The organism is Aequorivita sp. CRS11 (genome assembly GCF_059693805.1).
Genome location: NZ_JCATIG010000001.1, coordinates 562,770 through 575,615 on the forward strand (window position 1 = coordinate 562,770; position 12,846 = coordinate 575,615).

Here is a 12,846-nt window from a genome sequence, read left to right on the forward strand (position 1 = left end):
AAATATGTCTAATTATAATATTCAATTTTTCGTATCATGATTTGCCTAAAATCTTCATCTTCATAATACAAATTTATTTTTATCCAATTTCCCATACTATCTAATTCTTGAACATCATAAATCATAATAGAAGACTTGTCAATAGGTTCATATGTAATTTTAGAACGCAATAGATTTCCATATTCATCTAAAATATTTTCATATTTGTAAGTCAACAAATATTCTCCGCTTTTACTATCAAAATAAGCTGTAGTTCCGCTTTTATCTCTTAAATTCTTTGTTAAGGTAAATTCAGATTCTGTCCTTATTCCAAAACTATCTATAGAGTTAATTTGATATTTTCTTTCATCAATCCACTTATATGTTCCAGTTTCAAAAACTTCATATTCATTATATTTTTTATAGGATATTTTTCTTTCATTTTTATCACGCTGGAATTCTATTGTTTCAATTTTTAATTCTGATTCTGAAAAACTGAGGTTGACTATTTTTGTAATATTCCCATTTTCATCAAAATCCACTTTTGATTTTGACTTTAAGGTATCAATAATCCACATTTCTTGAATTTCTTTAGTCGAATAATACGTTGATTCAAAAGATTTAACTCTACCTCTTAACCCATACTCTTTTAAATCATTAAAACCTTCCTGTGAATGAAGAGAAAAACAAAATAAAAAAACAAAAATTAAATTTACAATGCTCATAAAGTGTAAGGATAAACAACTTTAGTTAAATATAACCCGTGCGCAGGCGCAGAAGCACCCGCTTCTTCCCTACTTTTACTGTTTAATATTGCTTGAAAATCTTCCAAAGTAGTCTTTCCATAACCCACGTCCAAAAGCGTCCCAACGATGGCGCGAACCATATTCCGAAGAAAGCGGTCTGCGGCGATTGTAAAAATAAGCCTATTATTTTTAGCTTCCCAATGGGCTTTCACTATGGTGCAATTGTACGTTTTTACATCGGTCTTTGAGCGCGAGAAGCATTGAAAATCCTTATGGCACAATAGCATTTCAGCGGCTTGGTTCATTAAATCCACATCTGGTTTATTATTTATTTGAAAGGCAAAATCCTGTGAAAACGGGTCTTTTTCAAGTGAAATTAAATATTCATATTCCCTTTCAACAGCGTCAAAACGGGCGTGGGCGTCTTGCTTTACTTTAAAAATATTCTTTAGTGAAATATCCTTCGGAAGAAAGGAATTCATTCTAAAAATAAAGTCATCAAAATTTTCAATCTCATCACTATCGAAATGTGCGAAAAGCTGTTTGGCATGCACGCCAGTATCGGTTCTTCCTGCTCCGGTGAGTTTTATTTCTTCGCGAAGCAAAGTGGAAAGCCTCTCTTCCAAAACTTCTTGCACGCTCATCTGTTCGGGCTGGCGCTGCCATCCAAAATAATTTTTCCCGTTATAGGCTATTTCTATAAAATATCGCAATTGTTTTATTTCAGAATCGACAAAATTACAATTTAGTTTAGGAGTTTATAAGCTTAAGAGTTTAAAAGTTGCTGAGTTTAATAACTTAGCAATCCATTAACCAAATAACTCATTAACTTAGTAACCAAATAACGTAATAACCAAACTTTGAAAAAAATTCTGCTTCTTAGCGACACACACAGTTATATAGACGAAAAAATCCTGAAATATGTAAATCAGGCCGATGAAGTGTGGCATGCGGGAGATATTGGTGATCTTTCGGTTACGGACGCTATAAAAAAACTAAAACCTTTAAGAGCAGTTTACGGAAACATTGACAGCACCGAAGCACGGATGGAATTTCCGCTGCACAACCGTTTTATGTGCGAAGAGGTTGATGTTTGGATTACGCACATTGGCGGGTATCCCGGTAGGTACAATCCATCTATCAGGAATGAAATTTATTCCAATCCGCCGAAGATTTTTATCTGTGGGCACTCACATATTCTGAAAGTGATGCCCGATAAAACCACAAAATTACTTCATATGAATCCCGGAGCCGTGGGAAAAGATGGTTTTCAAAAAGTGCGCACTATGCTACGTTTTGAAATTGACGGCGAAAAAATCCAGAATCTGGAGGTTATTGAATTTGAGAAATGATTTTTAGCGAAAAGTGATTAGGGGTTTGGGAAAATAAGTTTTGAACTTTTAATGTCCCCCTGAGCGCAGTAGAAGGGTTTAACTATAAAACAAAAAACCCCTAAAGTTGGCATACTTTAGGGGTCTTGCACTAATATACCAAGATCGGTTTATCGCAAACGATCAACAGATTTTACGAGGTCCTCATCCCTTTTTATGGCCTTGTTGGCCAGCACTAAAAATACGATAGAAATGATGGGAAAAAGCACCCCAATACCCTTCTCTGAAACAATAGTCTCTCCGGATAAAGTTAGCAACCTGTAAACGAAAACTCCCAGTAATACAAAGTCTGATATGATGTTCAAACGGTTGAGCACAAACTGTAGCTGCCGTTTTTTAAAACTCAAAATTGAAATAATCGCCAAAGCGATAGAAACAAATATTAATCCAAAAACCAAAGGCTCATTGCGCTCCATAATTATGGAACCATCTTCGCCCAGAACCACAGGAAACCACATAAATAAGGCTCCCATAATAATGGCAGAAACGACTAAATAAATGGTTTGAATGCGTTGGATCATTTTATAAAAACTCAATTACGCAGCAAAAATACTGTTTCTTTTTAAAAAAAACAACGGTGGTTTTTAATTTATTGTTGTATTATTGCAATAACAATTCGTAACCAACTCAATAAAGGTTACTTAGTCTTCGAAAAAATTTTCAACGTACTTACCTTCTCAAAAGGAACACATTTGTATCAACATTAACAACAGTATATTCTACATGTTTGAAATTTCAGAATTAAAAGAAAAAAAGCTACCTGAACTTCAGGAAATAGCCAAAGAGCTTAATGTGCCGAAATATCGCACTCAAAAAAAATTGGACTTGGTTTATCAAATTCTCGATTACCAAGCCGCTAATCCAAAAGCGGTAAAAGCGGTCATTAAAGCCGAAGAAGCTTCGGCAGAAACAAAAAAGGAAGAAAAAACTTCTTCTTCTAATGACAATCGTAGCAAAAACCAAAAGCCTCACCCGCAGAAGAACGACAATCGAAACCAAAAGCCTCAGCAGCAAAAACCTCATCACAATAAAAAGGATGATGACGACAAAAAAGCTACTGACGATAAACGTTCGAAAAATGACAGGAACGACAAAAAAGCTACTGACGATAAGCGATCGAGCAACGATAGAAACGACAAAAAGGAAAGCGATAAAAAACCGCAACACCAAAAGTCAAACAGCAACGACAATCGTCAGAAAAACCAACGCAACGACAATAACAATTCTGACAATCGCCAAAAACACCAAGGCCACAAACAGAAAGATGGCAACGTGCACGACAACAAAAGCAACGGAAACAAAGATTCCCGCAACCGTTATCGCGAGCCTGATTATGAATTTGACGGCATAATTGAAAGCGAAGGCGTGTTGGATATAATGCAGGATGGCTACGGATTTTTGCGTTCTAGTGACTACAATTATCTTTCATCTCCTGATGATATTTATGTATCACAATCACAAATTCGTCTTTTCGGTCTAAAAACCGGAGATACGGTTTTGGGTGAAGTACGTCCGCCGAAAGAAGGTGAAAAATATTTCCCATTAATTAAAGTGAATAAAATAAACGGTCTAAACCCAAATGTGGTTCGTGATCGTGTATCTTTTGAACACTTAACGCCACTTTTCCCACAGGAAAAATTCAACCTTGCAGATAAACAGAGTACTATTTCAACACGAATTATTGACCTATTTGCACCTATCGGAAAAGGTCAACGTGGTATGATAGTTTCACAACCAAAAACGGGTAAAACGATGCTTTTGAAAGATATTGCAAATGCAATAGCCGCAAACCATCCGGAGGTTTACCAAATTATCCTTTTGATCGACGAACGCCCTGAAGAGGTTACCGATATGCAAAGAAACGTACGCGGCGAAGTGGTTGCTTCTACCTTTGACAAAGAAGCCAGCGAGCACGTGCGTGTTGCAAACATCGTAATCGATAAGGCAAAAAGACTGGTAGAATGTGGCCACGACGTGGTGATCCTTTTGGATTCCATTACGCGTTTGGCGAGAGCTTATAACACGGTTCAGCCTGCCAGTGGTAAAATATTGAGTGGTGGTGTAGATGCCAATGCGCTACACAAACCGAAGCGTTTCTTCGGTGCCGCGCGTAATATTGAAAACGGCGGTTCTTTAAGCATCATAGCGACAGCATTGACAGAAACAGGTTCAAAAATGGACGAGGTTATTTTTGAGGAATTCAAAGGAACCGGTAACATGGAGCTTCAGTTGGATAGAAAAATATCGAACCGAAGAATTTTCCCTGCCATAGACCTTACTTCTTCCAGCACACGTCGCGACGATTTATTATTGGATGAAAACGTAATACAGCGTATGTGGGTGCTTCGTAAATACCTTGCGGACATGAACCCTGTGGAAGCCATGGAATTCATCAATGACAGAATCAAACAAACTCGCAATAACGAAGAGTTTTTGATTTCCATGAATGGATAGAAATTTTTTCAAAAGACAAATTAAGCCCTGCAAATTTTTGCGGGGTTTTTTTATGAACTTTAAATTGCCGTAGCCACAAAATGTTTATATCGCTTTGTTATATTTGTGAGTATAATTTTAGATGAAAAAAATACTATTACATTCCAGCCTGCTCTGTTTTTTGTTTTGGTTCGTTTCACAAAACATTTCGGCCCAAACATTAAGTACAACTTTTGAAACTTCTAACGGTTTAAAAACCGCAACCTATGAAGAGGCGATCGCGTATTATTTTGCACTGGAAAAGAAATTTTCTTCCATTACCGTATATGAAATGGGCCAGACCGATAGTGGTTTTCCACTTCATGTGGTGATTTTTGACCCAGAAAATGAAGGTCAAAAGAAATCTTCTGAGAAATTTTACAAAAACGGTAAAAACCTATTGCTCATAAACAACGGAATCCACCCCGGCGAACCCGATGGCATTGATGCTACCATGTTACTATTTCGTGATTTTGCTGAAGGTAAAGTTGCCGCGCCAAAAAATACAATTATAGCTGCCATTCCTGTTTACAACATTGGTGGAGCCATGAACCGAAACAGTACAAGCCGCACCAATCAAAATGGCCCCGAGGAATACGGTTTTCGTGGCAACGCCCGAAATTATGATTTAAACCGTGATTTTATAAAAAACGATACCAAAAACGCAAGAGCATTTGCAGAAATATTCCATTGGTTAAACCCAGATTTGTTTATAGACAACCACGTAAGCAATGGCGCTGATTATCAATATATTTTAACGCATCTTTTTACCCAACATAACAAATTAGGCGGCGAATTAGGGAATTATTTACACACTTCGTTTATGCCACAATTGGAAGATTCGCTTCAACAAAAAAAATGGGACATCACGCCCTATGTAAATGTTTTTAACCAAGTGCCGGAAAAGGGTTTTATGCAGTTTATGGATTCGCCGCGTTACGCTTCAGGCTATACCACGCTGTTCAACACCATTGGTCTCACGCTGGAAACTCATATGCTAAAACCCTACAGACAAAGGGTTGAGGGAACGTACGAGTTGATGAAAAGTTTTATAAATATCGCCGATACCGATGCAGAGAGAATTAAAACCCTTCGAAAAAATTCATTTGAAAAATATAAAGCAGGAAGCTATTACCCTATTTCCTGGACAGTGGATTCGTCAAAAACTTCAACACTGAAGTTTAAAGGCTATGAAGGACAAATGGTACCGAGCAAAATTACGGGCGTTGAGCGTTTGAAATATTTCCGCGACAAACCTTTTACCAAAGATGTAACCTATTATAATTATTTTAAGGCGACGGACTCCGTTATAATTCCTTCAGCATATATTGTTCCGAAAGGCTATTGGAACGTTATTGAACTACTGAAACTGAATAATATAGAATTCACGGAAATCAAAAACGACTCTACCCTTTTAGCAGAAGTTTATCACATAAAAAGTTTTGAAACGGTTAAAAATCCTTTTGAAGGACACTATATTCACTATAAAACTGAAGTAACAAAAAGCACTGAAAATGTTTCAATAAACGCAGGTGATGTTTTGGTAAAAACCCAACAGTCGGGCGTTCGCTATCTTTTGGAAATTTTGGAACCAAATGCTCCCGACTCGTTTTTCAATTGGAATTTCTTCGATGCAATCCTTCAGCAAAAAGAAGGTTTTTCGCCTTACGTTTGGGAAGATATGGCTGAAAAATTTCTGAACGAAAACCCAGCAATTAAAAAAGAATTCGAAACCAAAAAGAAAAACGATCCTACCTTTGGGAATAACTGGTACGCACAGTTGGACTGGATTCACAAGCAATCGCGCTATTATGAAAAATCACATCTTCGTTATCCTATCGTTCGGGTGGGTGGTTAAATATTCTTTCGGAAAGAGCAATTTTATATTTTCGTAGGAATCCTGCAGGGCCTTTTGCGATTTTTCAAAATCCTTCCACTTCACTTTTTTGATGCCCTCTTCGGGCTCAGGAATGAGCGGCCCATCATAATCGCTGAACATTTCGTACCAATACGTGATTTTAAGTCGAAATTTATCATTGCGCGTAAAAACGTGATAGGTTGTCATTAAAAATTCGCGAATCTCAAGATCCTTCACTCCAGTTTCCTCAATCACTTCACGAATGGCCGCTTCGCGATGGGTTTCACTTTTTTCAATTTTGCCTTTGGGAAGGTCCCATTTTTTGTTTCTTCGTATAAAAAGAATCTCCTTTTTACTGTTATAGACCAGTCCACCAGCGGCTTCCACAACCTTTATTTTTTTCCGAAGAAAGCGCTCTAGCTTTTCCGCATTTTTGTGGTACAGGTTAACATAAAGCAGTTCGCCGTTGTTTATTTTTTTTACCAACTTTTTAAAACGAGCCTGTTTTAAAGGAATGGTAGTGTAATGCTCCCCAATATTTTCTTCAGTTGAAAGAATAATGGGAATATCTTTTACAAAAACTTTATACATTTGCACAATGATATTAAACAAAGAAACGGCGCAAAAAACCGCTGCCTTACTATTGCAAATTAATGCAATAAAATTGCAACCACAAAACCCTTTTACGTGGGCGTCGGGATGGAAATCTCCAATTTACTGCGACAATCGCATTACACTCTCCTATCCGATGATTCGGAATTACATCCGCGAGAACCTTGCAAAACAAATTGAGGAACTGTACGGAAAGCCCGAAATGATTGCCGGTGTAGCCACTGGCGCAATAGGAATTGGCGCTTTGGTTGCCGATTATTTAAACGTTCCTTTTTGCTATGTGCGTCCCGAAGCAAAAGGCCACGGCCGCCAAAATAAAATTGAAGGGCATTTGGAGAAAAACACAAATGTTGTTGTTGTAGAAGACCTTATAAGCACCGGAAAAAGCAGTTTATTGGCCGTTGAAGCTTTAAAGGAGGCCAATGCGAACGTGAAAGGAATGCTTGCCATTTTCAGTTACGGTTTTGATACTGCCGAAGAAAACTTTAAAAAGGCAAATGTTACCCTGAACACTCTGAGTAATTATGAAATGTTGCTGGAAGAGGCCGAAAAATCCAAATATATCAATTCTGAAGAAGCTGCGCTGCTTTCTGAATGGCGGGAGAATCCTTCTGTTTGGGGGCAATAGTATTCAGTGTTCAGTAGCAGTGGGCAGTAGTTGTGCACATTTATGAAACAAATGATAAAAAATATTATTTTAGTCTCAGCTTTTTTTATTTTTTCTAATTGCTTTTCACAAGATTACGAATTAAGGGCAACACCTTACGTAAAATGTGAGATTGCTTACAAAGACGGAACTTTAGAAAAAGGGTTCTTACGATTGGCCAGCTCGGCTTTTTCACCGCAATTTAAAAAAGAAGAAAATGAAAAGTCTAGAAAAATAGACTTTGAGTTAATTGATAAAATTGTAAGCAATCCAGAAACTGAAAACGAAAGAATTTTCCAGTATTTAAATCATAATCAAAATAAATTTAAAATTTTCGTTGAATTGATTTATAACGATGTTTTGAGTATTTATATAAATTCTACTGATTCTGACGACCTTTTCTATTCCGATTTTGACAGACAAAATATTCGGGAAATGATGGCACAAGCAAAATTTGAAGGGAGGTCAGAATTTACAAAACGGCTAAAACTTTCTGATACGTTGAATTTACCAAATGGAAAAAAAATACCCCTTCCAATGCGATATTCATATTATTACGGTTTAGATTATGGAGTAGCCCATGGCATAACACCAAAACTTAATTATTACCTTTTAAAAGAAGGAAGTACTAAACTTTACAAAGTTGAAAAAAACAAACGTTTTATAAAAAATGCTAAAGAAATAATTAATAACTGCCCGATTATTTTAAAAGATTTGGAAAATAACCAAGTTAATATATTTGATTTACCAAATTTTATTGAGCATTATAAGGATGTATGTCAAACAGAAAATAGTTTCGAGAATTGATTTCTCGAAACTATTTTAAATAAATATAGCAATAAAGAATAAAAAATATTCCCAATGAAACTAAACAGCAAAAAAGTAACCACCCAAAAATCCGCAGCCGAACTTTGTGATTTTTTGGCCGATGTAAAGAATTTTGAAACATTGATGCCCGAAAATATCAGCAAATTTGAGGTTTTAAGCGAAAAATCTTTTGTGTTTGCACTAAAGGGAATGCCCGAAATAGCGCTGGAAGTAAAGGAAGTTGAAAAGCCAAACAAAGTAGTTTTGGGCGCAATCAGCGATAAAATTCCGTTTACGTTAACAGGAAATATTGAAGAGGTTTCCGAAAATTCGTCAACAGTGGAACTTCTTTTTGAAGGTGAATTCAACGCGATGATGGCGATGATGGTAAAAGGGCCAATTTCAAAGTTTATTGATACACTGGCTTCAAATTTGGAGCAGGTTTAATAAATCAACTTTACTTCTTTCATCTGAAATTTTTGCAAGGGATAATTTTCCGTTTCCACCAAAAGTTTGCCAATATCTGAAACGCCCGTTATTATTCCGTTGAACCGCAATCCTTCGGGAGTTTCAAAAACCGAAACCTTTTCTTTTCGAAATAAATTGTTTTCGTAAGTCCGTTTCATTTCTGAAAAATCGGCTGCTGGAAGATTTTTTAAATTTTTGAAAATATTTTTCAGAATTGTAGCAAGCACTTCCTCCAATTGGAAGTTTTCACCCGTTTGAAGCTTTAATGAACTTGCCTGCGGTAGCTTTGTTAAATCGGTATCATTTACATTCAGCCCAATTCCTATTATTGTATGTTTTACGTTACTGCCTTCCAACACGTTTTCAATTAAAATTCCACCAATTTTTTTATTGGCTGACAATATGTCGTTTGGCCATTTTATTGAAATTTTAGGAACATTCAAACTTTTGAGTGCTTTCAAAATTCCCAAAGATACTGCCATAGAAATGATGAATTGACGTTCTACAGGAAGTTGACTTAGCTCTTTAAAGACACTGAAAGTAAGGCTTTGCCCTTCCCGTGAAAGCCAAACATTGCCCATTTGCCCACGACCGGAAATTTGACGGTTTGTAATCACAACCGTTTCGTCCTCCAAGCATGTTTCTTTTGCCAATTGCTTTAAGTAGGAATTGGTGGAATCGATGGCATTAAGTTTGATTATCTTCAAAACGATAATTATGTTTAGTATTACGCTTTTAAGGCGCTTCAAGAAACAAAAAAGTAATAACTTTGCGAAAAAGAAAAGAAAAATAATTAATGCAGAAAAAACAAGCAGGAACAGATCAACTTATTACCCAAATTATACGAGGGATTGAAGAAGTAAAAGGAAACGATATAGAAATCCTTGACCTTAGAGAAATAGAAAATACCGTTTGTGACTATTTTATAATTTGCAATGGTACGTCCAATACCCAGGTGAACGCCATTGTGAACTCCGTTCAGAAATCAGTAAGCAAAGCACTTAAGGAAAAACCGTGGCACGTTGAAGGAAGCGACAACGCGGAATGGATACTTATGGATTATGTGCACGTGGTTGTTCACGTTTTTCAAAAGCACATTCGCGAGTTTTATGATATTGAAGGACTATGGGGCGATGCAAAATCGGTTAAAATAGAAACAACACACTAAAAAGAAAATTGCCATATGGCCGAAGAAAATAAAAATAAGAAGAGTGAATCAAAACGACCGAAACCCAATTATTATTGGGTTTATGCAGCAATAATACTGTTGTTTTTTGGCATCCAGATTTTTGGTGGCGGAAGTTGGTCACAACCTGAAAAAACAAATCAAGCAAAGTTTGAGGAATTTTTGAAAAATGGCGACGTCGAAAAAGTAGACGTAATCAATAAAAAAATTGCCAAAGTTTATCTTACTGATGCTGCCAAGGAGAAAGAAGTTCATTCCAAAAAAGGAAATACGCCATCATTTTTGGCACCTGGTCCAAATGACCCAGATTATCAGTTTGAATTTGGTGATCTTCAACTATTTCAAGAAGATTTCCAACAGATAAAGGCTGACAACGGTTTAACCACTCCCTTAAATTTTGAAACAGACAATAATGTTTGGGGCGATATTTTAATGGGTATTTTGCCGTTTGTCATCATTATTGCCATTTGGATTTTCATTATGCGCAGAATGTCTTCGGGCGCGGGTGGCGGAGCCGGTGGACAACTTTTCAACATCGGAAAATCAAAGGCAAAGCTTTTTGACGAAAAAACAGATGTAAAAACAACTTTTAAAGATGTTGCCGGACTGGAAGGCGCTAAAGAGGAAGTTCAGGAAATTGTAGATTTTCTGAAACAACCTGAAAAATATACTTCCCTGGGAGGTAAAATACCAAAAGGAGCTTTGTTAGTAGGCCCCCCGGGAACTGGTAAAACCCTTTTGGCAAAAGCTGTGGCAGGAGAGGCAAAAGTACCTTTCTTCTCTCTTTCGGGTTCAGATTTTGTTGAAATGTTTGTGGGTGTAGGAGCATCACGTGTACGTGATCTTTTCAAACAGGCAAAAGACAAGTCTCCCGCAATTATTTTTATTGACGAAATAGATGCCATTGGCCGTGCCCGTGGAAAGAACAACTTCTCTGGAAGTAACGATGAACGTGAAAATACATTGAACCAACTGCTTACCGAAATGGACGGTTTTGGCACAAATACAAACGTAATTGTACTTGCCGCAACAAACCGTGCAGATGTTTTGGATAAAGCCTTAATGCGTGCCGGACGCTTTGACAGACAGATATATGTAGACCTGCCGGACGTGCGTGAACGCAAAGAAATATTTGAAGTGCATTTGCGCCCTATCAAAAAAGATGATGATTTAGATACCGACTTTCTTTCCAAACAAACTCCAGGATTCTCTGGAGCTGATATTGCAAATGTTTGTAACGAAGCAGCACTTATTGCCGCTCGAAACGGAAAAAAGTCTGTGGGAAGACAAGACTTTTTGGATGCCGTAGACAGAATAGTAGGTGGATTGGAAAAGAAAAATAAAATAATGACAATGGACGAAAAGCGCGCCATTGCCTTCCATGAAGCTGGCCACGCAACTGTAAGTTGGATGCTGGAGCACGCTGCGCCACTAGTTAAAGTAACTATCGTGCCTCGCGGACAGTCTTTGGGCGCCGCTTGGTATTTACCTGAAGAAAGATTGATAATCCACCCTGAGCAAATGCTTGATGAAATGTGTGCCGCATTAGGTGGTCGTGCTGCCGAAAAGGTAATCTTTAACAGAATTTCAACCGGAGCATTGAGCGATCTTGAAAAAGTAACAAAACAGGCTCGTGCAATGGTCACCATATACGGCTTGAATGATAAAATAGGAAACCTTACCTATTACGACAGCAGCGGCCAGTCTGAATACAACTTCTCTAAACCATACAGTGAGAAAACTGCTGAATTGATCGATAAGGAAATTTCAGCACTTATTGAAAGTCAGTACCAACGTGCTGTTAAACTTTTGGAAGAAAACAAAGACAAATTAACCGAATTGGCAAACGTACTACTTGAAAAAGAAGTAATATTTAAGGACAATCTGCAAAAAATATTTGGCGATCGTCCGTTCGAAAAGCCAGAAGAAGCACCAAGAGTGGCAACAAGCTAATGTTGCCCTTTTTGGTATTGTCTATAAACTTTGTTTTGCACGTAACAATACTTCAATATAGATTTTATATATTTGAAGTTTAACGCATATATGAACTCCTCAATTCATTATTAATGAGTCTATTCAAAAGACTTTTAAACCCTAATTACAAAAAATCGGAAGAGAAGGCTAAAAAAGCCGAAAAAGCCGAGCACAGCAGTTATTACCCTGAACAGAAACTTCCGATTGACGAAAAATTCACCTATAATTTCAAAAACAACGGCGGCAAATTTATTTATTGTGAAAACTGGGAAGAGATAACAGAGGCGTTTGACAATATAATGATTGAAAACGATTGGTATGAACAGGACGTGTTTTGTGTGAACCAAATGCTTTCAGAAAAATTTGATGGTTTTAACCTCAACTTTACGAAAAATACCAATTCAAAATTTTTTCTTTCCACTTGCGAATCTTTGGTCTCGAATAACGGTTCCATTTTACTTTCATCAAATCAAATTAAAGAAAAGAAACTGAAGGAACTTCCCTCAAATTTTATCATTTTTGCCACCACAAGCCAGATTGTAGATACTATTAGTGAAGGTCTGAGAAATATAAAGAACCAAAGTTCCAGTTACATTCCTAGTAACATTACTACCATTCAAGACTTTGAAACCGAAAAAGAAAAGGATTTTATGAGTTATGGAAGTAGCACAAAAAACCTATATTTGTTGCTACTGGAAGACTTATAA

The 12,846-nt window shown here is 37.0% G+C and carries 14 protein-coding genes; 9 read left to right on the plus strand and 5 right to left on the minus strand.

What is annotated here, in order from left to right:
* Window positions 1-8: 8 nt before the first annotated feature.
* The gene (locus AC58DT_RS02740; protein ID WP_497215258.1) at window positions 9-704 is read right to left on the minus strand and encodes a hypothetical protein; all 696 of its coding nucleotides are present in this window, start codon (window positions 702-704) and stop codon (window positions 9-11) included.
* The gene (truA, locus tag AC58DT_RS02745) at window positions 701-1,438 is read right to left on the minus strand and encodes a tRNA pseudouridine(38-40) synthase TruA (protein ID WP_497215259.1); all 738 of its coding nucleotides are present in this window, start codon (window positions 1,436-1,438) and stop codon (window positions 701-703) included. Before truA ends, AC58DT_RS02740 begins: the two co-directional genes overlap by 4 nt.
* A 147-nt stretch (window positions 1,439-1,585) precedes the next feature.
* Between truA and AC58DT_RS02750 the strand changes: the two genes are divergently transcribed.
* On the plus strand, window positions 1,586-2,077 hold the full coding sequence (locus AC58DT_RS02750) for a metallophosphoesterase family protein (protein ID WP_497215260.1): 492 nt from the start codon (window positions 1,586-1,588) through the stop codon (window positions 2,075-2,077).
* A 149-nt stretch (window positions 2,078-2,226) separates the two neighbouring features.
* Here AC58DT_RS02750 and AC58DT_RS02755 read toward each other — a convergent pair whose 3' ends face one another.
* Window positions 2,227-2,637, minus strand: coding sequence for a DUF4293 domain-containing protein (locus tag AC58DT_RS02755; protein ID WP_497215261.1), 411 nt, complete (start codon window positions 2,635-2,637; stop codon window positions 2,227-2,229).
* A 202-nt stretch (window positions 2,638-2,839) separates the two neighbouring features.
* Here AC58DT_RS02755 and rho point away from each other — a divergent pair, with 202 nt between their 5' ends.
* Both rho and AC58DT_RS02765 read left to right on the plus strand, forming a co-directional pair.
* A complete protein-coding gene (gene rho / locus AC58DT_RS02760) occupies window positions 2,840-4,570 on the plus strand; it encodes a transcription termination factor Rho (RefSeq protein WP_497215262.1) in 1,731 nt (576 codons plus the stop codon).
* Between the two features lie 121 nt (window positions 4,571-4,691).
* Window positions 4,692-6,446: a M14 family metallopeptidase gene (locus tag AC58DT_RS02765; protein ID WP_497215263.1), complete on the plus strand. Its 1,755-nt coding sequence runs from the start codon at window positions 4,692-4,694 to the stop codon at window positions 6,444-6,446.
* Here the strand turns inward: AC58DT_RS02765 and AC58DT_RS02770 are convergent.
* Window positions 6,408-7,037, minus strand: coding sequence for an NUDIX hydrolase (locus AC58DT_RS02770; protein WP_497215264.1), 630 nt, complete (start codon window positions 7,035-7,037; stop codon window positions 6,408-6,410). The genes AC58DT_RS02765 and AC58DT_RS02770 overlap by 39 nt on opposite strands.
* 7 nt (window positions 7,038-7,044) lie before the next feature.
* Between AC58DT_RS02770 and pyrE the strand changes: the two genes are divergently transcribed.
* From pyrE to AC58DT_RS02785, 3 genes are read left to right on the plus strand one after another with little or no spacing between them, the layout of a single operon-like run.
* Window positions 7,045-7,686, plus strand: coding sequence for an orotate phosphoribosyltransferase (gene pyrE / locus AC58DT_RS02775; protein ID WP_497215265.1), 642 nt, complete (start codon window positions 7,045-7,047; stop codon window positions 7,684-7,686).
* A 51-nt stretch (window positions 7,687-7,737) separates the two neighbouring features.
* Window positions 7,738-8,511 (plus strand): hypothetical protein, encoded by a 774-nt coding sequence (locus tag AC58DT_RS02780; protein WP_497215266.1) that lies wholly within the window; start codon window positions 7,738-7,740, stop codon window positions 8,509-8,511.
* A gap of 54 nt (window positions 8,512-8,565) precedes the next feature.
* Window positions 8,566-8,958: an SRPBCC family protein gene (locus tag AC58DT_RS02785; RefSeq protein ID WP_497215267.1), complete on the plus strand. Its 393-nt coding sequence runs from the start codon at window positions 8,566-8,568 to the stop codon at window positions 8,956-8,958.
* On the opposite strand, the gene AC58DT_RS02790 is transcribed toward AC58DT_RS02785, so the two are convergent.
* The gene (locus tag AC58DT_RS02790) at window positions 8,955-9,686 is read right to left on the minus strand and encodes a biotin--[acetyl-CoA-carboxylase] ligase (RefSeq protein WP_497215268.1); all 732 of its coding nucleotides are present in this window, start codon (window positions 9,684-9,686) and stop codon (window positions 8,955-8,957) included. The genes AC58DT_RS02785 and AC58DT_RS02790 overlap by 4 nt on opposite strands.
* A gap of 89 nt (window positions 9,687-9,775) precedes the next feature.
* Between AC58DT_RS02790 and rsfS the strand changes: the two genes are divergently transcribed.
* The 3 genes from rsfS (at window position 9,776) to AC58DT_RS02805 (ending at window position 12,846) form a co-directional block, all read left to right on the plus strand.
* Window positions 9,776-10,147 (plus strand): ribosome silencing factor, encoded by a 372-nt coding sequence (gene rsfS, locus AC58DT_RS02795; protein ID WP_068761045.1) that lies wholly within the window; start codon window positions 9,776-9,778, stop codon window positions 10,145-10,147.
* 15 nt (window positions 10,148-10,162) lie between these two features.
* A complete protein-coding gene (gene ftsH / locus AC58DT_RS02800) occupies window positions 10,163-12,118 on the plus strand; it encodes an ATP-dependent zinc metalloprotease FtsH (RefSeq protein ID WP_497215269.1) in 1,956 nt (651 codons plus the stop codon).
* 113 nt (window positions 12,119-12,231) lie between these two features.
* Complete coding sequence (locus AC58DT_RS02805; protein WP_497215270.1) at window positions 12,232-12,846, plus strand: LUD domain-containing protein; 615 nt, start codon at window positions 12,232-12,234, stop codon at window positions 12,844-12,846.